Here is a 25,078-nt window from a genome sequence, read left to right as displayed (position 1 = left end):
GTCACCCGGACGAGCGTTGTCCGGGTTCGACATCTCCTGGAATTAGGCGTAGCCGGGCGCCACCAGCCGCCACCTGATTGGCAGCGCGTGCTGCCTCCTCCAGTTCGCCACGTGCAAGGTGGACGTCGGCGGCTGCAGCCCAATGGGCGCTGGCCTCGTCTTCCCGCCCAAGCTCTTGGAGGGCGCAGGCAAGACGAACTCGAATGCGTGCCTCCCATTGCCTGCCACCTTCCTCATCCACGAGGTCCAGCCCCTCGTGCAGCAGGCCCACGGCACCCTCACAATCGCCCCGGAGGTTATGCCAGTGTCCGAGCTCGTCCAGAGCTTCGGTGGTGAGTGCACGATCCCCGATCTCGCGTGCGCCTGTGAGGGCCTGTTGCAGCAACGGTTGTGCGAGCTCGTGGTGCTCGGCATCGCGCAGTACGACACCGAGGTTGATCTGTGCCATAACCACGCCTCGTTCTGCGCCAACCTGGAGATAAAGCCGCAACGCCTTCTCGCCTGCTTCGACCGCGGCCGCCATCTGCCCGGCTCCGTGCTCAAGGACAGTGAGATCGCGCCAGGCGGCAGCCTCGACCCGGAGATCCCCGATCGTGATGGCCAAGTCGCGTACCTCGCGAAGGCTCGCGCGCGCTTGCTCGATGTTTCCGTCTCGTGACAGCGCCAAGGATTCAGCGATCCGCGCCCAGCACATGCACTGGATATCGCCATTGCGCTGAGCAAGACCGCGGGCGTGCGCGGCGGACTCGGTGGCACGACTCTGATCGCCATTGCCGGAGAGCGCGAGCGCGAGGTCTACGTGCAACCATGCCGCCTCGGGCTGAGTGTCATCGGCGAGAGCTACCAGTGCCGCGGTGAGCTGATCGGGCCATCCGGCGGTGTCTGCCTCGGCGATGAAGAACGTGATCAACCCCATCGTCATCCGAGCGACGGCTTGACGAATTGTGGGCTTAGCGCCCTCGGCCGAGCGCGTGATGGCGTGCCAGATCTCGGCATGTGCTGCCAGTTCACCCATGCAGCGCTCGCGGGACCAATTCGGTGGTGCCGGTGCCGTCAATTCGGTCACGGCGAACGCGACCGGTGTTGGTCTGGCGAGTTCGCGGGTTCGCCACGCCAACCCGCTAAAGAGCGCAATTAGGCGGCTGCGGACTTCCTCAACAAACTCAGCGGCACACCCTCCGGCGAGGTCCTGGGCAACAGATCTCAGGACGTTATGCATGACGTACGTCCCGGGCTGGGAGCCTGGTTCGAGGAGCCTGACCTCGACCAGGCGTTCGACGACAGGGTCGACTGCCAGGTCGTCCAGCCCGACGAGACACCCGATGACCGTCAGCGAAACCGGACCGCCAGGGATGAGGCCAAGCGCCAGAAAGACCTGGTAAGCAAGGATATCCGTGGGGTCAGAGCTGGCATCAAGTTCCTCCACTGACGTCACGAGTGTTTGGCGTAAGGACAGGTCGCCAATCGTGAAGTCCAGGAGATTTCCCCCGGCAGAGTCGATGCGTTCGAGGAGGTACCTGGCAGGCCAGTGCGAACGGGACGTGAGCCGGGCGCCGATCATGCGCAGCGCGAGCGGCAGCCCATGGCATCGATCCGCCAAGGCGTGCAGATCGGACTCCTCGTCTTCGCCTGGGCGGGCTTCGGAGGCCGATCGAGCAGACGCCAACTCCAAGAGCAGCGAGCGGGCGTCCTCCTGGCTTAGCGGGGTGACCTCGTGTTGCTGCATGTCCAGATGCCCGGCGGCAAGGCCGCGCCGACTGGTGAGCAGGACGGTTCCGCCGGGCGAGGGGAGGAGCGGCTGAACCTGGTGAAGGTCAGCGGCATCATCCAAAACCAGAAGGAAGCGCTGTCCAGCGGTGGCGGAGCGCCAACTGGCGCTCGCCCGTTCGATGTCAAGCGGCAGCGAGTATGGATCCGCACCGATGGAGGCCATCATCGAGCGGAGCGCGGGGAGTGGCCCGAGCCGTTCGGACCGGTCGGTGCCGCGCAGGTCGAGGTAGATCACGCCGTCCGGAAAGTGGTGGCTGATCTGGTGCGCGAGCGAGATCGCGAGCGCTGACTTTCCGACGCCACCGAGCCCGACTAACGCGATCACCGGACCCGAGCCTTGCGCGAGAGCCTCGAGGCGTTTCAAGTCCGCGTCGCGTCCCACCAAATGCGCGGGTAGTGGGGGTAGTTCGCGCGCAGGCCGGCTGGTCGCCGACGGTGTCTGAGACGGTTTGAGGTCTATCGGGACCTCGGGCTCAGTCGAGGTGTCGCCTTCGACCGCGGCAATGCGAAGGGCTGAGGCGTCCTCCGCTGGCAGGTCAAGAGCTTCCACGATGAGCGCGACAGTGCTGCCGCGCGGTCGGGTCCGGACGCCGCGCTCGAGCAGGCTAATGCCCTCCACGCTCAGGCCGGATGCTGCCGCGAGGTCTTCCTGGGTGAGCCCGCTCTTGCGCCGAGCCTGGCGCAAGAGCGGGCCAAACGTGCCGCTCATGTGATCCCACTTCCGTGCTGTCGACGTTGCTACAACGTGGACTCACGGAGCAGGTGGTTCGTTCCATGAAGCTCTGGTTCTTGCGGACGCGGCTACTTCTGCCAGGTGGTCCAGCCCAGCCAGAGGTTGGCGTACTTGTCGTGCATCTGCGGCGAATCGGCGGGCACGACCTTTCCCTCGCGGTCGGTGCAGGTGATCCGGGTGACCCCGCTTCCACCGCTTCCGCCGCACGAGATGCCCTTCTCGGTCAGCGTTTCGTCCGGGTTCACCGCGATAGTGACGATCGCCTGGTCCGAGCCGTCCGTGCGCACCACCAGGCGGCCGCGATCGTCCACCGTCGGCTCGCTCGTGACTCCGACGCAGTAGTGCTTGCTGTTGGCATGGATGCGCGGCTGGGTCTTGCCATCTGGCCCCGAGGTGTCGAAGCGGATGACACACCCGCGTTGGACGAGCGGGTTGTCCTGGGCAGATGGCTCGGTGAAGTTTCCCGCAACCGCGCTTCCGCCCGCGAAGGTGGCGGCCCCGATGAGGCTGGCGACGACGGCGGTGCGAGCAGTGCTACGAGTGGGTGTACGCATGTCGAGCTCCTGTGTTTGTGGCGAACTGAGTACGCCCACGAGCCTGCGGTTTTGGCTGGGTCTGTCACCACGAACATCGGTGATGTACGAGTGATGTCCGGGCTGCCTTCGCTACGCCCTCAGCCGTGAAGACTCCCGAACCAGCAGAGCGCTGCCGGCGGCCACCGTAATCACCGCACATATTGCGAGGGGCCAAGTGGCCTGCGGTCCGGCCTGCAGAACTCGTATGAATCGAGATCCGGGGGCTGCAGTTCCGTACGTTAGGACAAATACGACAAATAGAGTCAAGAACGAGGTCGCGGCGGGAGGTGAGAGTCGGGCTGCGACTGTTGTTGACATCCCCACCAAAAGAATTGTGTTGCGGGGAACCTCCCAGCGCGAATCGGGTTGGGCGACTGTCAGGAGAACTACTAGGGCCACCGCGGCCAGCACAAGAAGCGCGTCAAAGGACTCGGTGTTCCGCAAAGCGCTTTCTGATAGATGAGTTCGACGCGCCGTAAGCGACCATGCGGCGACTATTGCCAGCAGGAGAGGGCAGGCGATGGCGAGAGTGACAACGCTGCCCTGGCCTGGACCGAATATGCCAGGGAGAGCAATCTGGGTATCAACTGTAGTGGGTAGCAAAGCGGTAAGGAATGCCGCTGAAAACAGCCATATCCAGCGACGAGATCTCAAATAGTTTTTCATGGTGAGCACCCCGCGATCTGTCGTGAAAATGTTGCCCTTCGACCGGTCGAGGATAGGTCGTCAAACTGCACAATAGTCGCCGACATATCTGGATTGCGTGCGATAAGCGCCGAAGGCGACACTCCCATTTGACGGGCGATGTAGGAGGCCGTGATGAGTTCATCATCTGGGTGGCGGCATCCAAGGCGGTGTGCTATATCAATACCTAGCGCATAGGAATGTTCTTCGCCCGAGGATTCATCGGACCAGACAAAATACGCTGCACCCCGTTCTGGGCGTTGACTCCAATGCCTAGGGAGGTCTACGCCCAATGACTTCGTCGCGTTTATCGCCGTGTTGATCTTGTAGTGCACTTGTGAAAGGTGTGAAGCGTTTTCAGGCCAAACACATATTTTTAGGCCGCTTTGAATTTGACATGAAAGCGAGGTGGATCGAGCTTCGACCTGCGCCCGTTCTCCAAGCGTCACACCCAGCACGGCTGCCAAAACCGCGCTGAGGGCGAAACTGGTGGCGAGCGTAATTGACCGAGCAGTTCGACCGCTCAATAGTGTTATGGATAGTGTCGCGCCGGCTGTTATCAAGAGGGCCACGAGGCAAGCCGCCACAAGAGTCTGGGGATTGATCTGTTCGTTCGAGGAACAGCATGGGGCGACAATTCCGGTAAGAGTGACTTGCCCCGGCCATTGGGCGGGGTCGATAACGGGAAGAGCCATCGCCGCATAGGCGACCGCGACCGCGACAGGGCAAGCGGCGATCCTCGGGGCAGTAAGTCCGATTGCAATTCCCGCCGCTGCGAAGGCCAGCATCGTGATCGTAGCGGTTGCATACACGGACCACTCAAGGAGCGAACCAGGTGAGCCAGCGACGAACGAGACGGTAGCTGTGACCAAGGCCGCGCCCGCGAACATCGCAGGTGCTAGCGCCCGTTGAATCGCCCGTGCGCGATACCCTCTTCCGCTAGAGTGCAGATCTAGCCAAGCGCGCAGCCGACCCGCATCCCACGCTCCCCACCCCGCCAGCAGTGGTGCGACAGTGATCATGCTCACCCAGGGTTGCGAGGATGCTACTAGGGGGTAGTTTCCAAAGTAATCCAACTCGGAGATTGCTGCAGAGTAGGTGCTGACGATTATGAGGGGAATGAATAGCCACGCGCTTGACCACCGCATCCCGCCCCAGTAACTCACTGCGCAGACTCCGTAAGAATCCCAAACGCGCTCTCCGCTAGTTGAGCAACACCCGTCCCGTGGCCATTCGAAAGGAATTCGTCCATCGTGCCGGCAAAGACGATGCGACATCTGTCGAGTACTGCTACGGCGTCGTAGACGTCGTAGACGTCATCAAGTTGGTGAGTTGATACAACCGTGGGGTGGTTGATTGACATGAGTGTCTCACGGAACTTCGCACGTTGTAGCGGATCAAGTCCTGCGGTCGGCTCGTCGAGAAGTAACATCTGGGCGGGGCGGGCGAGAGCCTCGGCAAGTCCGAGCCTTCGTAGCTCCCCGCCTGATAATTTCTTTGGGTCGCGATCTCTAAGGTGGAAAAGATCCGTCAATTCTAGGGATTTTAACGCGGCGGACTGTGCTCCTTGGGCTGAACGGCCTGCAAGCCACCCCGCGAACGCAACCTGTTGGACGACAGTCAATCCGGGGACTTCAACAATTCCCTGAGGCATCAACGCGACCGTGCGACGGAGATCGATAGGCTTCGCCCTCTTGCCGTTGAGTAAAATCCTGCCGGCGCGTGGGCGGAGACTCCCCGACATCGTTCGTAAGGTTGTCGTTTTTCCCGCGCCATTGCGTCCTAGAAGTAAGGTCCGACCGCGTTCGGGCGGGTTCCAAGTCAATCCCTTGAGGACATCGCGACGTCCACGTTGGACCGCGAGGTCCTCAAGGGATATGCGCAATTTTTCCTCTATCAAATCTAGTAACCGACCTTGACTTTGCCGTCAAGCCCGCCACTATCCCCGGTAGACTTCACGGTGAAGTGAATGTCGCCCTTGGTTCCCTTGTTGTAGGTCGCCTTGGCATCGCAGGTTTTCTTCTCCACGCCCACAACTTCGTCCGGAACCGGAAACTGTCGGTTGCGATAGGTTGCTACGGTTGCGCTTCGGTCGCACGAGTAGATCTGAACATAGTTGGAGGCGCTATCTGAGTTTTTGTCTATCCAAGTCCGGGAACCGAAGCCCGGCTGGGCATCTGTCACGCTTCCCGTCCAACTCCCCTCAGCGTATGAGGGGCCGGCCATTATGAGGCACGCCCCCCCACCAAAATTCCACGAAGCACGATATTTTTCATGCCAACCTCCACCTATTCTCTGGCCGCGGGGCTCCCATCTGAAGCCGCGCTAGGGCAACCATCATCGACGGTACCTCCGAGCCGTGCGTGCGGGGCAGAAACGCACCGAGGGATGTGAGTGGGTGCTCTCTGGACCGGCTCGCAGAACGCGCGACGACAGTAGCGCCGCCACCTCAGCGCGACGGCGTAGTCGACTGAGGTGCCGATGTGCTCCTTCGAGATCGCTCGCGCGATGCACGGCTGGAACTCGAGATGGATGACCCGCTCGAAGTCAGCGCGGGACTGCATGTGCCAGCGCATCACGAGCGGCTCGGTCGTGAAGCCCTGCGCGTCCCAGAATCGTTGGACGGCCAAGGGGTCGTAGGAAGGCCAAGCGGAGCGGAATCATGCGCCGAAAGTCGAGCGGGTGGCGTCGTTATCGATCAGGTACGCAACCCCTCCAGGCGCCATGGCCCGCTCCAGTTCACGCACCCCCGGTTCGCACCCGGCCCGAAGAGGTACGCCCATCCGGTCTCGGCAAACATCGGCAAGTGGAAACCGTCTCGTCATCTTGAGCGGCGGTTCGCATCCTGCGCTGCCAACGTCGCGGGATGCACCAGCAGGGGCAGCATCTTTCGGCCACCAGGTCGTCGGGCCGCCTTCGCCGCGGCGAGGTGTGCCACACAGTGCTCTACCAAGACGGCGTACGCCTCCTCGCCCATCAGGTGCACCAACTCGCCCTTGTTGGAGATATAGACCGGCTCCGACCCGACGTGCGCCTCTGGGTTGCTCGAGCAGTACCAATCGAGATCGTGGCCGCCGGGTCCCCAACCGCGACGGTCGTACTCGCCGATGGACACCTCCAAATAGGAAGTGTTGTCGGGCATCTCCACCGTGCGGAAGGTTCGCCGGATGGGCAACTGCCAGCACACCTCGGGCTTCATGGTGTGCGGCTCTTCACCGAGCAATAAGGCGTGCTGGTGCAGAGCGCAGCCGTCGCCAGCAGGAAAGCCGGGCCGGTTGTGGAAAATGCAGGCGCCATCGACCACCCGGGTCTTGGTCTCGCCGTCCTCCTTCTCCCGCCACCCCTGCGCGCCATGCCCCTCGTCGTAGTACTGCCACTCGTCAGGGCCGAGCTGGGCGACGATCTTCTTGATCTTCTTCACGTCGGCCTTGTCGCTGAAATGGGCGCCGAGCGTGCAACACCCGAAGTCAGGGGCGTCGGCATAGATGCCTTTGCAGCCATTGCCAAAGATGCAGGTCCAGTTGGATGTCAACCATGTCAGGTCGCACCGGAACCGCTCATTCTCGTTGTCCGGGTTGGGAAACTCTGCCCAGGTCCGCGGACCGTCGCTACGCATCTCGGTCACCACCCGGAGCGTAGTAGCAGATCGCGGGATGACCTATGCCGCAGTGGTGATGCGGCCTGAACGTGTCGTTAGTGTGCTCGCATGCGACTAGGGGTCATCGACGTCGGTTCCAACACCATTCATCTCCTGGCGGTGGACGCCCACCGTGGGGCACGGCCGATTCCCGCGTCCTCTCATAAGATCGCGCTGCGGCTGTCCGAGCACACCACCGCGGACGGATCGATCGACGATGAGGCCTCTGACAAGTTGGCGACTTTTGTCGCTCAATGCGTCGATGTCGCCGAGGACGAGGGCATCGAAGACGTCATGGCGTTTGCGACGAGCGCGATCCGGGAGGCCCCCAACGGTGAGGATGTCCTGGCCCGGGTCCGCAAGGAAACCGGAGTCGAACTGCAGGTGTTGTCCGGAGCGGACGAAGCGCGGCTGACCTTCTTGGCCGCTCGTCGTTGGTTTGGGTGGTCAGCGGGTCGGCTGCTGTGCTTGGACATCGGCGGTGGCAGCCTTGAACTCTCGACCGGAATCGATGAAGAACCCGACGCCGCGATCAGCCTCCCGCTCGGTGCGGGTCGCGTGTCGCGCAGACTCCCGGGCGATCCCCCCACGGCCGAAGATGTCCGTACGATACGCCGCGAGGTGCGGAGCGACATCGCACGAATCGTGCGTGATATCAACCGGTTTGGGCCGCCTGACCGGGTGGTCGGATCGAGCAAGACCTTCCGGTCACTTTCTCGGATCCTGGGCGCGGCACCCAGTGCCGAAGGTCCGTTCACCCCGCGCCGGTTGGTTCGGGCCGAGCTCACCGAGCTCATTCCACGGATCGCAGAGATGACCGTCCAGGAACGTGCCGAGTTGAGCGGGGTGTCGGTGGCGCGGGCTCCGCAGTTGATTGCGGGAGCCCTGGTGGCTGAGGCCGCAATGCATCTGCTGGACGTCGAAGAACTCGACATCTGCCCATGGGCGCTTCGCGAGGGGGTCATTCTGCGCCATCTGGACTGGCTGGAATCCTGAAGGCAATGACCTCTCCCAGTCGCACGCCCCAGATGCCATTGGTGCCCGACGCCCCGATCGGGCTCTCCACGGCTTCGGTCTACCCGCTTGGCGTGGAGCAGGCGTTCGAGATTGCTGGGCGGCTGGGCTATGACGCCGTCGAAGTGATGGTGTGGACCGACCCACTCAGCCAGCAAGCTGACGCCTTGACCGAGCTTGCCGATCAACACGGCGTCTCGATCTGCTCGATTCACGCGCCGACCTTGCTTCTGACCCAGCGCGTATGGGGCACCGACCCGTGGGAGAAGGTCGATCGCTCCGTCGAACTAGCCGAGCAGGTTGGCGCAAACACCGTGGTGCTCCATCCACCGTTTCGGTGGCAGCGTGACTATGCCGCTGAGTTCGTGGAGGGCATCGCCGACCGTGAGGCCCGTACGCCCGTCAGCCTCGCGGTCGAGAACATGTTTCCGTGGCGGGCGCGCCAGCGCGAGATGCAGGCATACCTGCCGCATTGGGACCCCGTCGACCTCGACTACCAGCACGTGACTATCGACCTGTCCCACACCGCGACCGCAGGATCGGACGCGATGCAGATGGTGAATTCGCTCGGCGACCGGCTCGCGCACCTTCATCTAGCGGACGGTCTGGGGTCCTACAAGGACGAGCACTTAGTGCCTGGGCGTGGCAGTCAGCCGTGCGCCGAAGTGCTAGAAACCCTTGCCGCACAGGGTTTTTCGGGAGCGGTAGTCGTTGAGGTCGGGACTCGTCGGCTTGACGACGAGCGCCGCGAACTCGATCTGACCGAAGCGCTCGCCTTCGCGCGCCTCCACTTCGCCGCGCCCAGTTAGCCCCGCGCCGATGGGCTCAGCTCCGCCCCAGCCCACGAGACCGCAGCTGTTCCACCTCCGCGCGCAATTGGGCCACCTCCGCAGCCAGTTTGGCCACCTGCTCCTCGGACTTCCTCTGTGCGGCTGTGGTCTCGGCGCGCAATCCCCGCACCAGCCCCGCCGGCGACTTGACGTCCGTCGCATCGAGTTCAAAGGACGGGCGGTAGCCGCCATGCGGGCGGTGGTGGTCGCCCCAGCGGCCCTGGCGGATCCAGCGAATTCGGGTGGCTAACCCCTCCGGGTCGGCCGCGCTGATGGGCCGGATCGGTGGTGGAAGATGGAGATGCGCCAATTGCCGGTCGTAGTCCGGGTTGGCGAAGCCGGGCTGATGTATGTGCTGAAGACCGTTGCGTTCCAAGAAGGCGTGGTAGCGATCCCACGCCTGCGGCATGGCCCGGTTCATCGCGTCGACATCGGCGCTCTCGTAGAGGTCTTGGGCCAGGTAACGACCGGATGCCACCAGCGTGCGCAGTGAAATCTGGGGGATGCCGTGATAGTCGGCCAGTTCCTTCGTCCGAGAGTCGCTGGACAGCATGACGGCCGGTGTGCCTGCCGTCACCGCGGCGATGTTGCCGTGGATGCGGACGCCGAACACAAAGTCGCGATCCTGCAGATATTCCCGCCACGTCCTGGGGTGGGTGAAGGTGCGAAGGCGGTCCTCGCGGTAGGCCGCGTCGTGGACGGTCTGCGGCGTTCCCGGCGGGCATCCTTGGGCGGGCTCACCCCACAAGATGAGCTCCACGCCGGCAAGCGTTTGGTAGACGGCGGTCAGGTCGGCGTAGGAACGCTCGTTGGCCCTCCAGATGTCACCCAGGCCAGTCATCGTGTCCGCGTCGCCCTTGCCGTTGTCGGCACCTTCGAGACTCATCGTGAGACGGGCGTCCGGGCCGAGCGCATCAACCTTGCGCGTGACCGCAAAGTCGCGCGAGTTGATATAGATCGACGGGCATCCGATGACGTCGATCCGGTCGCCGGGAAGGCCGAAGGACACCAGGAGATCACGGGTCATCTCACCGCGGACGCCGATGGAGGCCGATCTCTCGAGTACCGCTCGAACAAAGGCGGTGGTGTTGGCCCGGCCAGCCTCACTCACCTGGGCGTTGCGTCCGTCCAGATCCATCTGCGCCCCGACCCCGACGACCACGACCGGAATGGTCAAGTTTTCGATCAGCGCGGTCATGCGGGGAAGGTTCTTCTCGGCGAAGGTAGCCCGAAAAGCGTTTGCCATCGGCAACACGTAGGCGTCGTAGTTCTCGTTGATATCGGCCGACTCGGCGGCGGTGAACTGGCGCCACTCCGGGGCGTGGGCGTCGCATTCAAGGTCCGCGCCCGGCACGTTCAGGGTGCGATAGACCGAGTCGGCGAACAGCATGTTGCCGATGTTTGTGGCGAAACTCCCGGTGCCACGCCAGCCGACCGCAGCCTCGTTTGAGGTCGTGTCGTGAGGTGGGCGGCCACCGCGGATGAGTATGCGCATTGACGTCAGCTGTGCACCGTGTCGGTCTGGTCGGGGGTCACCGTGCCGTTGGGTCGGAGCACCGGCCCGGGGCGTCCTGCGCGGTCGGTGTAGGCGGTGCTGGCGCACGGGTAGGGCTCGGCCCTCTTCGGCAGGGGCTCGATGAACATCGGGTTGATCACCCAACGCCCATCGGCGTTGTCGTACGCCCGACACATGAGCTCGTCCTTGTTTCGGTTGAGCACCACGCGGGCGCCCGTGGCATCACTCAGCATGGACACATCGGTCGTAGCGTCGCCCCCGGCCACGACCGGCCGCATCAGTCGTGGCGCCGGCTTGAGCGCGCGCGGACCCTTGATGCCGAGGATGTCCTGGTTGATGAAGCAGCGTTTGCCGTCGACATAGGTCATGATCGCGTCGCTGCCGTCGGCTTTCCCGCCGCAGCCGCGCAGATGGCCGGTCAGTTTTCCTCGCTTGGTGAGTTGGCTAATGCCAAGGGTGTGCTTGCGGTCGATCCCGACCGCGCCGCCCCAGACGTCGGCGAACTCCTTGGGTGAGGCCGACACGACGTACGGCTCGATGCCAGCCTTCTTGAGCGTGGAGATGAGGTCCTTGACCTGGGGGTAGTAGCGGATCCACGCGGTCTCGCGGGACGAGCCGATCTTCTGGGTCGCGCCGACGGGCGCCTTCAGCGCGGCCGCTCGCGCCTGGCTGGCGATCGCGCGCACCTGAGCAGGGCGGTACCCCTGAAGGATCTGGGCGACCCAGGCGTACGAAGCCTCCATCTCGCGGTGGTCAAACCCGGTGAAGACGGCCTTTCCCGACGTCGTTTCGGCCGTCTTGCGCACCGACAGGATCTCGTCGGCGCACGTCACCGAGCGCCCGGTGGGCAGTGGCTTGCCAGGCGCCGCGAGAGAACCGCAGGCTGCCTTGAGTGCCTTGGCGCCGGCTGTGGTCATGTAGCGGCTGGTCTTCTTCCAATCCCGGTTTGGCGGCTGCAGGATCTTGTTGTGGCGCAGCATCCAGAAGACCGTTTGGTCGGAGATGTCGTTTTTGATGACGGTGTTGTCCCAGTCGAAGACCGCGTACGGCCGGAATCTGGGCTCAGTCCCGCGCCAACTGCACCGGCCTCGCTCGTCGATCGCCTGCTGAATCTGCACCGCGTTGTCGCCGTACCAATCGCTGGCGCGCTGAAGCGTGGGGCAGTGGGCGGCTTTTGGTGTGGCATCTTTTGCCTGCTGGGGCTGCGCACCAGCGCCAGAGAGGCCAGGCCCGGCCAGAATGAGCAGGGCCATCGCGCCAGCCATGGGGCCACGCGAAGAACGGAAAACGCGACGCATCTCAAGGATCCTTCGACTTTGTGCGCCTCCGGGCAGGGGCGCTGGATGACAACCCTCCGACTTTGGCACGTTTGTTCCGGCCTAGGCGTGGATTCGCGCAGATGTGTTCGCGGGGTGGACACCGGCGTCGTTCTGCCCCATCAGTACGTTGGGTTCACCATGCACCGGAGCCGAGGAGCGAGATGAACCAACCGGCAGACCACACGCAGATTTCGCAGGATGAGACAGTCGCCTTCATCGGCGCCGGGGCGATGGGGGAGGCGATCCTGTCGGGATTGCTGCGCTCTGGATATCGCAGCGAGCAGTTGATCATCAGTGACCCCAGCGCCGATCGGGTGACGCACCTCATCGAGAAGTTTGGCGTCCGCGGGCTTGCCACGACCGAGGCGGTGGCGGCCGCCGACACCGTGGTCCTCGCCGTCAAGCCCAAAGACATGGCGACTGTCCTCGCGGAGATTGGAGGCAGCCTCAAAGCTGACGCCTTGGTCATCTCCATCGCCGCTGGGTTGACGACATCGAGCCTGGAAGGCGGGTTGCCTGAGGGAGTCGCCGTCGTGCGCGTCATGCCCAACACCCCCTCACTCGTCGGCGAAGGCATGGCAGCGCTGAGTGGCGGAACGCACTGCACACCGCAGCAGGTGGAGGCCGCCGCCGAACTGATGCGTGCGTGCGGGCAGGCCGTCGTCGTGCCCGAGTCATCCCAAAACGCGGTGACGGCCGTGAGCGGCAGCGGACCGGCCTACGTCTTCGCGGTCATTGAATCCATGATCGACGGTGCTGTGCTCCTTGGCCTACCACGCGACATCGCGCGCGAACTCGTCGTCCAGACAGTCTTCGGGGCGGCGACGTTGGTCAAGGAGTCCGGGGACAGCGCGACGGTTCTGAGAGAACGAGTCTCTAGCCCTGGGGGCACCACGGTCGCCGCGCTGCGGGAACTGGACGAGCGAGCCGTGCGCGCGGCCTTCCAAGCCGCGATGGAGGCTGCGGCACTCAGGTCCGCGGAACTGTCCGGAGAGTGAGCGGTTCGCGGGTTGCAGGCCCGCCTCTTGGCACAGGCCCAGTAGCGACATGGGACAGTGGAGGCATGACGGACATCAGCGTGCGCGCTCTTGGGGACGATGACTGGCAGGCCTACCGGGATATCCGGTTGGCTGCCCTAGAAGAGTCGCCGGATGCCTTCGCGGCCTCCCATCAGCGCGAGAAGCAGTTTGACGAATCTTTCTGGCGTCAGAGGATGTCGCGCTCGCGGCGTCTCGTTGCTGAACTTGATGGCGCGCCCGTGGGCGTGGTCTCAGTCGGAGACGTCGTGGACGAAGCCGACGTCGATCAGGATGGCGACACCAGTGAGGCCGTTGCCGAGCTGTTTGGCCTGTGGGTCAGCCCGGACCTGCGCGGCAAAGGCGTGGCCTGGAAACTCGTGGAGGCCGGGGTCAACCAGGCTCGCGAGGAAAAGCTCGACCACGTCGTCTACTGGGTCGGCATCGACAACGGCCGTGGTGTCGCGTTCGCCAGTAGTTTCGGATTCCGACCCACGGACTCCCGCCGACCGATGAAGGCGGAGGCCGCGTCCGATGACGAGGACGACGACAACCTCGAAATGGCGATGATTTTCCCGCTCGGTGGTGACCCGGGCGCCGTGCCCACGTCCGAGCCGGTCTGAGGCACCGGTGCCTGGCACCCACCTCTTCTGGGATCGAGTGCTGACTCAGTACGACTTCGGAGCCGGGCACCCTATGGCGCCAGTGCGCCTCGATCTCACCGCGCGCCTGCTCGACCAGTTGGGCGTCTTAGCCGCCCCAGGGCTCACGACGGTCTCACCGGCGATGCCGGAGGACGTTGACGGAATGCTCGGCACGGTGCATACGGCCGAATACATCGCTGCTGTGCGCCGGGCCTCCGCTGATCCAGCGCAGGCAGATGTGGCTTTCGGTATGGGCACGGACGACGTGCCCGCATTCGCCGGAATGCACGAGGCGTCAGCGCTGATTGTGGCCGCGACGCGGCAAGCCTGCGAGGACGTGTGGACCGGAGCTGCTGAGCACGCGGTGAACTTCTCCGGCGGCATGCACCACGCGATGGCCGATCGAGCCTCCGGCTTCTGCATCTACAACGATGTCGCGGTCGGAATCCAGTGGTTGCTCGATCATGGCGCGGAGCGCGTGGCGTATGTCGACGTGGACGTTCATCACGGCGACGGAGTTGAGCGCGCGTTCTGGGACGATCCACGGGTCTTGACGATCTCGGTTCACGAAAGTGGCCGAGTTCTGTTCCCTGGCACCGGATTCCCGGCCGAGGTCGGGGGCGCTGGGGCCGAAGGAACCGCGGTCAACGTGGCACTGCCCCCCGGCACTGGCGACGCCGCCTGGCTGCGGGCGCTCCACGCGGTCGTTCCGTCCCTGGTGCGCGCTTTCGCGCCACAAGTCCTGGTCACCCAGCAAGGGTGCGACTCACACTTCTCGGACCCACTGGCGCACATGGCTTTGTCGATCGACGCGCAAGTCAACGCCTATGACACCTTGCACCGCCTGGCGCACAGCGTGTGTGACGGAAAGTGGGTAGCGCTCGGCGGGGGCGGGTACGAGCTCGTGGACGTCGTACCTCGTGCCTGGAGTCACCTGACCGCCATCGCGGCCCACCAGCCCATAGATCTGAATGAGCCTGTCCCGACCGCCTGGCGCGAATATGTGCGCCAGCTAGTGGGGCGACCCGGCCCACCGCGGATGGGGGACGGAGTGAGCGAGGACGGCATGATCTGGTACCGCTCCTGGGCCAGCGGCTTCGACCCAGACAACGCCCACGACAAGGCCGTCTACGCGACCCGTGAGGCAGTGTTTCCGCTCCACGGCTTGGACATCTACTTCGATTAGCGCACGGGTCAAAATTTCCGCACCGTTCCCGGCGTGTTGACTGGACGTGGGGGCTTTTGAGGGACTCAGGACTTTTCAGGAACCCCACAGGGGGCCTATGGTTGCGTCGCAGAGCCGCACCACCGTCACCCTGCGTCTCGCAGGCCACAGGCACCCCAGGTGTGGGCTCGTGGGCCCGGATGGTGGGCCCGCGGGTGTCAACACATAAGGAAAGGTCGGGGTCATCCAATGGCCGAAGAGCGCCAGGTCGAGGATGTGTCGTTCATGACCGTCGCCGAGGTTGCGAAATTGATGCGCGTCTCGAAGATGACGGTGTATCGCCTCGTCCATAACGGAGACCTCCCCGCAGTCCGCGTGGGCCGCTCCTTCCGGGTTCCCGAGGACGCGGTGCACGAATACCTGCGCAACTCCTACATCGACTCTGCCTGATTGGTGCGCCGAGCGCCGTCCTGGACCGCTACGGCGACGACGGTATCCAGCCACTGAATTGGGGCCTAACCGGCACGGGCGATACCCTGAGCCCGACCGGCGCGGTTATCCGATCGCGTCACAACACAAACTCACCCTTCGGTGGATCGATAGGACGACGTATGGGTTCAGTAGTCAAGAAGCGACGTAAGCGGATGGCCAAGAAGAAGCACCGCAAATTGCTCCGTAAGACGCGTCACCAGCGTCGTAACAAGAAGTAAGCGCCAGGACGTTCGCGCCATGGCCGAGGTCGTGCTGGTCACAGGGGTCTCCCGCCTGGTAGGCGGGTTGACTGCGCGAGCGCTCAGCGAGGGCGACCACGTCCGCCGGGTGATCGGTGTCGACTCGGTTCCACCGCCGCACAGCATCGGGCGGGCGCAGTTCGTCCGCGCCGATATTCGAAACCCGATTATCGGCAAGGTGATTCGGCAGGAGAAGGTCGACACGGTCGTCCACCTGGGCGTCATCACGACTCCTCGGCAGGCCGGGGGGCGTGCCGCGCAGAAGGAAATCAACGTCATCGGCACCATGCAGTTGCTTGCTGCGTGTCAGAAGGCGGAGTCACTGCGCCGACTCGTAGTGAAGTCCACGACTGCGGTCTATGGCTCGTCACCGCGCGACCCCGCGATGTTCACCGAGGACATGACGGCTCGCAAGGCCCCGACCAACGGTTTTCCGCGCGACTCGGTGGAAGTCGAGAACTACGTTCGCGGGTTCGCCCGCCGCCGGCCCGACGTTGACGTGAATTTGTTGCGGATGGCCAACATCGCCGGTCCCGGTATGCGCACCCCGCTGTCGGATTACTTCGGCATGCGCGCCCTTCCAGTGCCAGTCGGCTACAACGGCCGCATTCAGTTGTTGCATCTCGACGATGCGGTCGGTGCCCTGGTCGCCGCGACGGTGAGCGAGTCCAGCGGCATCGTCAACGTCGCGGGTGACGGGTTGGTGACCGTACGCCAGGCCGCGCGACTGGCTGGTCGACCCACGTTGCCCTTTGTGCCGGTCATGCCACAAGCCGTTAGCGCGGCCACGAAAGCCGCCCGACTGGGGGCTTTCGATGCCGCACAGTGGGAATGGTTGTGCTTTGGGCGGGGCGTGGACACCACGCGCATGCGCGAACTTCTCAACTTCAGCCCCGAACGCACGACCCGCGACACCATTCGCGATGTCTTCGGCGCGGACCGGGTGTTCCCACCGTCCGTGGGCGCCGCCGTGTCAGCCCTGATAGGTGATCCGACGTGAGTGAACCTTCGACGCCCCGCCGTCGGACGACGAAGAAGGCAGCGACGGCTAAGAAGTCGCCCGCGAAGAAGGCACCCGCCAAGAAGGCGCCAGCCTCGAAGTCTGGGGCCGCAAAATCAACGGGCAAGCCGCAGAAGAAGCCTGCGGCAAAGAAAACCACGGCCGCCAAGCTGACGCCGAAGTCGTCGGCGGCAACGCCAGCCGAGCTCGGCGCGGTGAGCCGCGCCCCGCGACGTCGACCACCCCGCGGGGCCGTACGCGCCGCTGCCGCCGAGCAGGCTGCGCGCTCTCGACCAGCCCTGCACGCCGTACCCGACCTGGCGACCCCCGACCCCACACCAGAAGCGCCCCAGGGCGACGGCGACGCCTCGCTCTTGTCCGTAGGCACCCTTGAGCAGGGCGTTGAGGTGCTCATTGGCCTGCTGCGAGCAGCAGGCAAGGCCTCGGGTCTCGCCGGTGACGATCTCGAGCAGCGCGTTGCGCGCACCCTTGCCTACCTACGCCGACGCGTCGCGGGGGACTACCCCATCGATGAATTCGGCTTCGACCCCGAATTCGCCGAAGAGGTCTGGCTGCCACTCCTGCGCCCGATCTACCAACGGTGGTTTCGCGTCGAACTCGTGGGCGTCGAGAACCTTCCGAAGGACGGCAGCGCACTCCTGGTGGCCAACCACTCCGGGACCGTGCCCGTCGACGGGCTCATGCTTCAGGTGGCCGTGCACGATGCCATCGGGCGGCACCTGCGAGCCCTCGGCGCCGATCTGGTCTTCTCCTCACCGTTCATCGGTGACCTGGCGCGTAAGGCGGGCAGCACCCTGGCGGCCAACGCCGATGTGGAGCGGCTCCTGGCTCAGGGTGAGCTTGCGGCGGTCTTCCCCGAAGGTTTCAAGGGTGTCGGCAAGGGATTCTCCGAGCGGTACCGCTTGCAGCGCTTCGGGCGGGGCGGATTCGTCTCGGCCGCGCTGCGGTCGGGTGTGCCGATCATCCCGTGCTCGATCGTGGGTGCCGAAGAGATCTACCCGATGGTGGGCAACCTCAAGAGTCTCGCGCGGGTGCTCGGGTTCCCGTACTTCCCGATCACGCCATTCTTCCCGCTCCTGGGTCCACTGGGCGCGATCCCGCTCCCGTCTAAATGGATCATCGAGTTCGGTGAGCCGATTGACACCGCCACCCTGGGCGCCGAGGCGGCCGAGGACCCGATGCTGGTCTTTGATCTGACCGACCAGGTGCGCGAGACCATCCAGCAGTCGCTCTATTCGCTGTTGTTGCGCCGCCGCTCGGTCTTCTTCTAGGAGTTCAGAGTTCTGTGGGTTGGCTGCGGTCCGGGTCGGACCACGAGGTCGTCCTCCTGAGCAAACCCGGCTGCCATCTGTGTGATGCCGCACGCGCCGTGATCGAGGCCGTCTGCGCTGAGCTCGAGGTCCCGTGGAGCGAGCGCAACATCCTGGACGATGACGACCTCATGCAGCAGTACGCCGAGATGATCCCGGTCACCCTGGTCGATGGGAAGCAACACGACTACTTCCGCGTCGACGAGCGGCGTCTGCGCCGCGCCCTGCTCGCCCGCTGATTCCCGGCGTGGGCCGTCGCCTCGCGACGGACTTCGAGCTAACTCGCCACTACCACAGCGAGCCCCATAACACGTGAGGGGGTCTCAACGCGACTTTGTGCCTGTGTTCACAAGTGCCTATATTGCGGGGGTCCCTTCATCGACGGCAACGTCGTTTGGTATGGGGCACCGATGAACGCAGGAACCGCGTTCTCACCTGGTCAGTGTCGGCTGTTCCCGATGCCGCCTGGTTTGCCTAGCGGTCTCCTGCAGCGAGAGGAGCCGAGGCAGCCGTGTCCGCAGAGCCGAGCCCACGCCGCGGGATACCTGCTGCGACCGTTGCGCGCCTGCCCGTTTACCTGCGCGCCTTGACGGCCCTGGTGACCGCTGGAACGGACACTGTCTCCTCCGAAGAACTTGCCGACGCTGCCGGCGTCCGGTCTGCCAAGCTCCGCAAAGACCTCTCTCACCTCGGTTCCTATGGCGTACGTGGCGTGGGCTACGACGTCGTTCGGCTCCAGGATGAGATCGAACGCGAGTTGGGGCTGCGCCACGATTTCGCCCTTGCCATCATTGGGATGGGCAACCTGGGGCACGCGCTGGCGGCATACTCCGGATTCGCGACGCGCGGCTTCGCAGTGAAGTGGCTGGTCGACGAAGACCCTGAGGTCGTGGGCCGATCGTTCGCCGGTATTTCGGTCATCAACTTTGCCGACCTGGCGCGGGAACGCACCGACAGCATGATCGGTGTCATCGCCACCCCGCCAGCGGCGGCCCAGTCAGTGGCCGATCGCCTGGTCGACATGGGGGTGCGCTCGATCCTGAACTTCGCTCCCGCCGTGCTTGTGGTGCCCGAAGGCGTCGAGGTGCGCAAGGTCGACCTGGCCACCGAACTCCAGATTCTGGCGTTCCACCAGCAGCATCCCCGGCTCGCGAGCGCCGACGGGATGCACGCCTCCGAGCGTGCGACGAAGCGGGAGGAGACGGCATGACCGCGATTGTCATTGGCTTGTCCCACCGCACGACGTCCATGTCGATTCTGGAGCGCGCGACGCTAGACGGGGCGCAGCGCGAGGATCTCCTCAAGCGGCTCAACCGCAGTGAACAACTGCACGAAGTGTTGTTGCTCGATACATGCAACCGCATCGAGGTCTACGCCTACGCGGCAACGTTCCACGGCGCCGTAACCGATATCGGCGATGCGTTGGCGGAGTCCACCGGGATTCCACTCTCGACCCTGCGCGAGCACCTCTATGTGCACTTCTCCGATCGGGCGGTCGCCCACCTCTTCTCGGTGGCGGCTGGCCTGGAGTCGATGGCGGTCGGGGAGTCTCAGATCCTGGGCCAGCTTCGTGATGCGCTGCGGGTGGGCCGCGCGGGCGGTTATGTCGGCGGCCACCTTGATGGTTTGGTTCAGCAGTCTTTGCGGGTCGGTAAGCGCGCGCACTCTGAGACCGATATCGACACGGTGAGTCGTTCTCTGGTCGAGCGCGGCATTGGCAAGGCCGAGCCACATGTTGGCCCGCTAGCTGACCTCAACGTTCTCGTCGTGGGTGCTGGGGCGATGAGCAGCCTTGCCGCTCATACGATTTCACGTGCGGGTGCTGCCTCGCTCACGGTGATCAACCGAACGCACGACGCCGCCGAACGCCTCGCATTGGCGGTCGGCGCGACCGCTCGCCCGTGGACGGAACTTCCGGACTCGATTGCCCAGGCCGATCTCATCGTGTCGTGCACCGGCGCCTTGGGCTACGTCATCGATGGTGCGGTGATGAGTCCGGGTGGGGGACCGCAATCGTTCGTCGACCTCGCGTTGCCCCGAGATATCGCGCCGGAGATCGCCAATTGGCCAATGGCTCAACTGATCTCGCTCGAAAGCCTCCACGAGGGGGAGGGGCAGGATCAGGATCAGGTGTCTGCCGTACGCGCACTCGTCGCCTCCGAAGTCGACGACTTCCGCACGGCGGAGCGAGCAGCCTCGGTGGCGCCTACGGTCGCTTTGCTGCGGGCCCAGGCCGCTGACGTGATGACGTTGGAACTCGATCGCCTGCGCCAGCGCGCCCCTGGGCTCACCGAGGAGGACGCGGCCCAAGTGCGCATGACGGTCCACCGAGTCGTAGAAAAGCTGCTGCACACCCCCACCGTGCGGATCAAGGAGTTGGCCGGCGAGGGCCACGACTACACGGCGGCTCTCCGCGCCCTGTTCGACCTCGACCCGGCCCACGCCGCGGCCGTGACCCGTCCCCCTGCCGAAGGTGGTGAAGCACCATGACGACCGCCGCTCTGCGCCTCGGCACTCGCCGAAGCGCCTTGGCACTGGCGCAGTCCGAGCAGATTGCTGACCGCCTGCGCGATGCCGGACAGCAGGTTGAGATCGTGACGATCACGACCGAGGGAGACACCAATCGGGGCTCACTGGCCACGATCGGTGGCACCGGAGTCTTTGCCGCCGCGCTGCGTGCCGCGCTGCTGGCAGGGGAGGTGGACCTGGCGGTGCACTCGCTCAAAGACCTTCCTGTGGCACCAGAGCCAGGCCTCACCGTCGCCGGTATCCCGGTTCGCGAAGACGCCCGCGACGTTCTGGTCGCTCGAGACGGATTGACCCTTGGCGAACTACCTGCGGGCAGTGTCGTCGGTACGGGCTCACCTCGCCGAGCAGCGCAACTAGCGGCCCTTGGACTCGGTCATGAGGTTCGCGACATTCGCGGCAACATCGATACGCGCATCGGCTACGTTCACGCGGGCCAATGCGATGGCGTGATCCTCGCTCGTGCCGGGCTGGTGCGTACCAACCGGGCCGACGATGCGACCGAGATCATCGACCCGCTGCAGATCTTGCCCGCGCCCGGTCAAGGGGCATTGGCCGTTGAATGTCGATCCGACCGGCCCGCACTCATCGAGCTCATCGCCACTTTGGATGACGCCGACACGCGAGCCGCCGTCACCGCCGAGCGCGCACTCTTGGGTGCGCTGGAGGCCGGGTGCTCCGCGCCAGTCGGCGCCCTCGCCGAGGTCGTCGAAGACGTCGACGGACAGCTGGAGATCTCCTTGCGCGGATTTGTTGGCAGCACCGACGCCACCGTCGATATCCGTCGCTCGCGCGTCGGTCCGTACGCCGACCCTGAACGAATAGGCCATGAGTTAGCCGAGGTCTTCCTCAGCGACGGCGCCGCCGAAGCGCTGCCGCCGCCGAACCGGCCACCGGCTACCAGTGCCAGCACCAATCCTGCACGACCCGACAGCTTTCCGGAGGCTGAGCAGTGAGCACCACCAGTAAGAAGACCAAGGCCCCAGCAATCGTCGTTTTCGTGGGAGCAGGCCCGGGTGACCCCGGGTTGATGACCGTGCGGGCTCACGAACAGTTGCGCGACGCTGACGTCATCGTCGTCGACCAGATCGCGGACGAGACGTTTGCACGCGCCCACGCGAGCGAAGACGTTGAGATCGTCGAAGGCGGACACGGCGAAGCCGGTCAACGTCTCACCTCGGCCTCCCGCGCCAAGGTGGTCGTACGCGCCGCCAAGAACGCTGGCGAAGGCCACGTCGTCGTGCGCCTCATGGACGGCGACCCCTCGACCTTCAACGGTCTCGCCGAGGAAGCAGCGGCCTGCCGTAAGGCCGGTATCGCCTTCGAGATCGTTCCTGGCGTCAGCGCCGTCCAAGCCGTTCCGGCTTATGCCGGAGTGCCGCTCACAGCGAGTTCGTCCAAGGCGCTGCACGTCATACCGGCGCGCGCGACTGGTGTCGACTGGAGCGCTTCCATCGATCGGAACACCACGGTGGTGCTCCTGGGCGGTCCTGATGTGCTCTCGAGCGCCTTGGGCAAACTGCTCACGGCGGGACGGGATGCGCAGACTCCGGTTGCGCTGACCACTGGCGGAACCACCATCCGCCAGGCCACCCACACAGGCACCCTCGCCGAGGTCGCGGAGTCGCTCGCCAATGCGGAGATCGCCGAGGCGTCGCTCGCTGTCGTGGGTCTGACCGTCGACCTGCGCGAGCAGCTGTCGTGGTGGGAGACCAAGCCATTGTTTGGGTGGAACGTTCTGGTACCGCGCACCAAGGAGCAGTCCGGGTCGATGACGACGCGGCTGAGCCGGTTCGGTGCGGAGAGTTCGGTCGTGCCGACGATCAGCGTGGAGCCGCCGCGTACCCCGCAGCAGATGGAGCGGGCCGTGAAAGGCCTGGTCACCGGACGGTATGAGTGGATCGGCTTCACGTCGGTCAACGCTGTCCGCGCGGTGCGCGAGAAGTTCGTCGAGTTCGGCCTGGACGTCCGCGCTTTCGCTGGCCTCAAGATTGCCGCCGTGGGCGGCGTCACCGCTGAAGCCCTGCGCGAATGGGGCCTGGAGCCCGACCTGATCCCGAGTGGAGAGCAGTCGGCGCAGGGACTGCTGGAGGACTGGCCGGACTACGACCAGGTGCTTGACCCGATCAATCGGGTCTTTTTGCCTCGTGCCGACATCGCGACCGACACGTTGGTCGCTGGTCTGCAGGAGATCGGCTGGGAGGTTGACGACGTCACGGCCTACCGCACGGTTCGCGCCGCGCCGCCGGCCCCCGAGGTGCGCGAGGCCATCAAGACCGGCAAGTTCGACGCGGTGTGCTTCACCTCGTCCTCGACGGTGCGCAACCTGGTGGGAATCGCGGGGAAGCCCCACCCCGCCACGATTGTGGCGTGCATTGGCCCGGCGACCGCCAAGACCGCGGAGGAGCACGGACTGCGCGTCGACGTTCTCGCCTCGGAGCCCTCGGCTGACGTGTTGGTCGATGCCCTTGCCGACTTCGGTCACAGCCTTCAACTGGAGGCTGCAGAAGCAGGTGAAGCCGTACGCCGCCCGAGCGAAAAGAAGAAATCGGGGTCGCGGCGCAGCAAGGCCAAGGCGTGACATCGTCCTTGCCACGTCCGCGTCGCCTGCGGCAGACGCCGGCAGTACGCCGGCTGGTGCGCGAAACCCGGCTGCACGCAGCCGAACTCGTGCTGCCGATGTTCGTCAAGGAAGACGCGACCGAGCCGACCCCGATCAGTTCGATGCCCGGCGTCGTCCAGCACACACTGGAGAGCCTGGTGGTCGCGGCGCGGGAAGCGGTCGAGCTCGGTGTCGGCGGGTTGATGCTGTTCGGGATTCCAAGCGAGCGCGATGAAGTGGGCTCCGGCGGGACCGATCCCGACGGGATTCTCAATGTTGCGCTTCGGCGCCTACGGGATGAATTCGGCGACGACACCGTGCTCATGGCCGATTTGTGCCTGGACGAGTTCACGTCGCACGGACATTGCGGCGTCTTAGACGCCGAGGGAAAGGTCGATAACGACGCCACGCTGGTGCGCTATGCCGACATGGCTGTCGCCCAGGCCCGCGCGGGCGCTCACGTCGTGGGGCCCTCAGGGATGATGGATGGCCAAGTCGCGGCGTGCCGTACTGCCTTGGATGAGGCCGGTTTTACCGATGTCGTGATCCTGGCCTACACGGCCAAATACGCGAGCGCGGCGTTCGGACCATTTCGGGAGGCCGTCGAGTCGACGCTGCGCGGCGACCGGGCGACCTATCAGCAGGATCCGGGCAATGGCGTTGAAGCCATGCGGGAGTTGGCGCTCGATCTGGCCGAAGGCGCCGACATCGTCATGGTCAAACCCGCACTGCCCTATCTCGATGTGCTGGCTGCGGTCGCCGCCGAGTCTGATGTGCCCGTCGCGGCATACCAGGTGAGCGGCGAAATGGCCATGATTGAGGCGGCCGCTGGCCACAACTGGATTGATCGAGACCGTATGGTGATGGAGTCCCTGACGTCGATTCGACGGGCTGGAGCTCAGATCATTCTCACCTACTACGCAACCGAGGTCGCCCGGTGGATCGCTCGCGATCGAGTCCCATGCTGACTCTTTCTCGACGGCACCTACTGCGGGCCGCCATCGGCTCCTCCGCCGCGCTGGGCATCGCTCTTGGCAGTTCGGCGTCGCCCGTGAGCGCGGCGTCGAGCGCGGATGTCGACGTCATGGCAGAGCCGATGACGACCGATCGTGTCCTGGTGGCTGTCGATGCCGCGAAGCCGGGCAGTCTCAGCACCGCCGTCGTGCGTGGGCCCGCAGGCAAGGCCTTGGGCAAGGCCACATTGTCCGCCACCGGAAAGGCACTGGTGCCGGTGAAGGTCGCGGCGAACGCCGAGACCACGCTCACGATCACTGTCCTGACCGCGGGCAAAAACCCGACCGTGGGATTCGAAGAAACGATCACGGTCTCGACCCAAGAGTCGAGGTTGGCTAGCAGCATCTGGCGAGTGGTCAACAAGCGACTTCCCATGGGGGCCGATGAAGTGCCCGAGGGATTGGAAACCGTTGCAGGGCTGCAGTTTCACCCTGCGGCCGCAGTGAGTTTCCTGGTCTTTCAGGAGGCGGCACTGGCACAGAAAGTGTCCTTCCAGGCGGTGAGCGCCTACCGCACGTACGCGCGACAGAAGACCCTTTATGACGGCTACGTCGAGCGCGAAGGCAGGGACGCGGCAGACCGCTACTCTGCTCGGCCGGGTCATTCCGAGCACCAGACTGGGCTGGCGATCGATGCCAGGGCCTCCGACGATGAATGCACCCTTGACGAGTGCTTCGAAGACACCCCCGAAGGCACCTTCATCGCGCAGCACGCGGCCGATCACGGGTTTGTGATCCGCTACACCAAGGGCAACGGCGGTCACACCGGCTATGACCCCGAACCATGGCACCTGCGCTATGTCGGGACATGGATGGCCCGCTACCTCAAGGAGTCCAAAGCGACGTCGCTTGAGGAAGCCTGGGGGCTTCCGGCGGCGCCCGACTACGGGCCCTGACGCGCCAACGCTGGATTGACCGCGCCGCTTTAGCGCGCGGAGCCGGGTATGGCTTTATTATGTCTACCCTTCACTG

At 64.7% G+C, this 25,078-nt stretch carries 23 protein-coding genes; 16 read left to right on the top strand and 7 right to left on the bottom strand.

What is annotated here, in order from left to right:
- Position 1: 1 nt before the first annotated feature.
- The 5 genes from F562_RS0111380 to F562_RS0111355 form a co-directional block, all read right to left on the bottom strand.
- Positions 2-2,479 carry a helix-turn-helix domain-containing protein gene (locus F562_RS0111380; RefSeq protein ID WP_018157088.1) on the bottom strand — a complete coding sequence of 826 codons (2,478 nt, stop codon included), beginning with the start codon at positions 2,477-2,479 and terminating at the stop codon, positions 2-4.
- Between the two features lie 92 nt (positions 2,480-2,571).
- Positions 2,572-3,057 carry a hypothetical protein gene (locus F562_RS0111375; protein ID WP_018157087.1) on the bottom strand — a complete coding sequence of 162 codons (486 nt, stop codon included), beginning with the start codon at positions 3,055-3,057 and terminating at the stop codon, positions 2,572-2,574.
- A 1,867-nt stretch (positions 3,058-4,924) separates the two neighbouring features.
- Positions 4,925-5,587 (bottom strand): ATP-binding cassette domain-containing protein, encoded by a 663-nt coding sequence (locus F562_RS18885; protein WP_245553695.1) that lies wholly within the window; start codon positions 5,585-5,587, stop codon positions 4,925-4,927.
- 77 nt (positions 5,588-5,664) lie between these two features.
- On the bottom strand, positions 5,665-5,946 hold the full coding sequence (locus F562_RS0111365) for a hypothetical protein (RefSeq protein WP_018157085.1): 282 nt from the start codon (positions 5,944-5,946) through the stop codon (positions 5,665-5,667).
- Between the two features lie 637 nt (positions 5,947-6,583).
- Positions 6,584-7,387, bottom strand: a complete 804-nt coding sequence (locus tag F562_RS0111355) for a DUF3109 family protein (protein WP_425386856.1) — start codon at positions 7,385-7,387, stop codon at positions 6,584-6,586.
- An 81-nt stretch (positions 7,388-7,468) separates the two neighbouring features.
- On the opposite strand from F562_RS0111355, the gene F562_RS0111350 reads away from it, so the two are divergent.
- Together F562_RS0111350 and F562_RS0111345 are read left to right on the top strand one after the other, a co-directional pair.
- A complete protein-coding gene (locus tag F562_RS0111350; RefSeq protein WP_018157082.1) occupies positions 7,469-8,395 on the top strand; it encodes a Ppx/GppA family phosphatase in 927 nt (308 codons plus the stop codon).
- 5 nt (positions 8,396-8,400) lie between these two features.
- Positions 8,401-9,222, top strand: coding sequence for a sugar phosphate isomerase/epimerase family protein (locus F562_RS0111345; RefSeq protein ID WP_245553641.1), 822 nt, complete (start codon positions 8,401-8,403; stop codon positions 9,220-9,222).
- 16 nt (positions 9,223-9,238) lie between these two features.
- Here the strand turns inward: F562_RS0111345 and F562_RS18875 are convergent, their stop codons facing one another.
- A complete protein-coding gene (locus F562_RS18875) occupies positions 9,239-10,738 on the bottom strand; it encodes a polysaccharide pyruvyl transferase family protein (RefSeq protein WP_018157080.1) in 1,500 nt (499 codons plus the stop codon).
- Between the two features lie 5 nt (positions 10,739-10,743).
- On the bottom strand, positions 10,744-12,057 hold the full coding sequence (locus tag F562_RS0111335) for an HAD family hydrolase (protein ID WP_026181209.1): 1,314 nt from the start codon (positions 12,055-12,057) through the stop codon (positions 10,744-10,746).
- A 182-nt stretch (positions 12,058-12,239) separates the two neighbouring features.
- On the opposite strand from F562_RS0111335, the gene proC reads away from it, so the two are divergent.
- From proC to F562_RS20590, 14 genes are all read left to right on the top strand, one after another.
- On the top strand, positions 12,240-13,076 hold the full coding sequence (gene proC / locus F562_RS0111330; protein WP_018157078.1) for a pyrroline-5-carboxylate reductase: 837 nt from the start codon (positions 12,240-12,242) through the stop codon (positions 13,074-13,076).
- 65 nt (positions 13,077-13,141) lie between these two features.
- Positions 13,142-13,717 carry a GNAT family N-acetyltransferase gene (locus F562_RS0111325; protein ID WP_018157077.1) on the top strand — a complete coding sequence of 192 codons (576 nt, stop codon included), beginning with the start codon at positions 13,142-13,144 and terminating at the stop codon, positions 13,715-13,717.
- Between the two features lie 7 nt (positions 13,718-13,724).
- Complete coding sequence (locus tag F562_RS0111320) at positions 13,725-14,924, top strand: acetoin utilization protein AcuC (protein WP_018157076.1); 1,200 nt, start codon at positions 13,725-13,727, stop codon at positions 14,922-14,924.
- A 228-nt stretch (positions 14,925-15,152) separates the two neighbouring features.
- Positions 15,153-15,353 carry a helix-turn-helix domain-containing protein gene (locus tag F562_RS0111315; RefSeq protein ID WP_018157075.1) on the top strand — a complete coding sequence of 67 codons (201 nt, stop codon included), beginning with the start codon at positions 15,153-15,155 and terminating at the stop codon, positions 15,351-15,353.
- A 161-nt stretch (positions 15,354-15,514) separates the two neighbouring features.
- Positions 15,515-15,613 (top strand): 30S ribosomal protein bS22, encoded by a 99-nt coding sequence (locus tag F562_RS20595; protein ID WP_082775156.1) that lies wholly within the window; start codon positions 15,515-15,517, stop codon positions 15,611-15,613.
- Positions 15,614-15,632: 19 nt separating this feature from the next.
- Positions 15,633-16,634 (top strand): NAD-dependent epimerase/dehydratase family protein, encoded by a 1,002-nt coding sequence (locus F562_RS0111310; RefSeq protein ID WP_018157074.1) that lies wholly within the window; start codon positions 15,633-15,635, stop codon positions 16,632-16,634.
- Positions 16,631-17,926 carry a lysophospholipid acyltransferase family protein gene (locus tag F562_RS0111305; protein WP_018157073.1) on the top strand — a complete coding sequence of 432 codons (1,296 nt, stop codon included), beginning with the start codon at positions 16,631-16,633 and terminating at the stop codon, positions 17,924-17,926. The genes F562_RS0111310 and F562_RS0111305 overlap by 4 nt, the downstream gene beginning before the upstream one ends.
- A gap of 14 nt (positions 17,927-17,940) precedes the next feature.
- Entirely contained in the window at positions 17,941-18,204 is a 264-nt protein-coding gene (locus F562_RS0111300; protein WP_018157072.1) for a glutaredoxin family protein, read from the top strand.
- 272 nt (positions 18,205-18,476) lie between these two features.
- Positions 18,477-19,175: a redox-sensing transcriptional repressor Rex gene (locus tag F562_RS0111295; protein ID WP_018157071.1), complete on the top strand. Its 699-nt coding sequence runs from the start codon at positions 18,477-18,479 to the stop codon at positions 19,173-19,175.
- Positions 19,172-20,455, top strand: coding sequence for a glutamyl-tRNA reductase (locus tag F562_RS0111290; RefSeq protein ID WP_018157070.1), 1,284 nt, complete (start codon positions 19,172-19,174; stop codon positions 20,453-20,455). Before F562_RS0111295 ends, F562_RS0111290 begins: the two co-directional genes overlap by 4 nt.
- Positions 20,452-21,447: a hydroxymethylbilane synthase gene (hemC, locus tag F562_RS0111285; protein WP_018157069.1), complete on the top strand. Its 996-nt coding sequence runs from the start codon at positions 20,452-20,454 to the stop codon at positions 21,445-21,447. The genes F562_RS0111290 and hemC overlap by 4 nt, the downstream gene beginning before the upstream one ends.
- Positions 21,444-23,072 carry a bifunctional uroporphyrinogen-III C-methyltransferase/uroporphyrinogen-III synthase gene (locus F562_RS0111280; RefSeq protein WP_018157068.1) on the top strand — a complete coding sequence of 543 codons (1,629 nt, stop codon included), beginning with the start codon at positions 21,444-21,446 and terminating at the stop codon, positions 23,070-23,072. Before hemC ends, F562_RS0111280 begins: the two co-directional genes overlap by 4 nt.
- Positions 23,069-24,061 (top strand): porphobilinogen synthase, encoded by a 993-nt coding sequence (gene hemB, locus F562_RS0111275; protein WP_018157067.1) that lies wholly within the window; start codon positions 23,069-23,071, stop codon positions 24,059-24,061. Before F562_RS0111280 ends, hemB begins: the two co-directional genes overlap by 4 nt.
- Positions 24,055-25,002, top strand: coding sequence for a M15 family metallopeptidase (locus F562_RS20590; protein WP_018157066.1), 948 nt, complete (start codon positions 24,055-24,057; stop codon positions 25,000-25,002). Before hemB ends, F562_RS20590 begins: the two co-directional genes overlap by 7 nt.
- Positions 25,003-25,078: the final 76 nt, after the last annotated feature.

This window comes from Demetria terragena DSM 11295, from assembly GCF_000376825.1.
Lineage (GTDB): Bacteria > Actinomycetota > Actinomycetes > Actinomycetales > Dermatophilaceae > Demetria > Demetria terragena.
The sequence above is the reverse complement of the archived record's forward strand: the minus strand, read 5'-3'. Positions and strand labels throughout refer to the sequence as shown.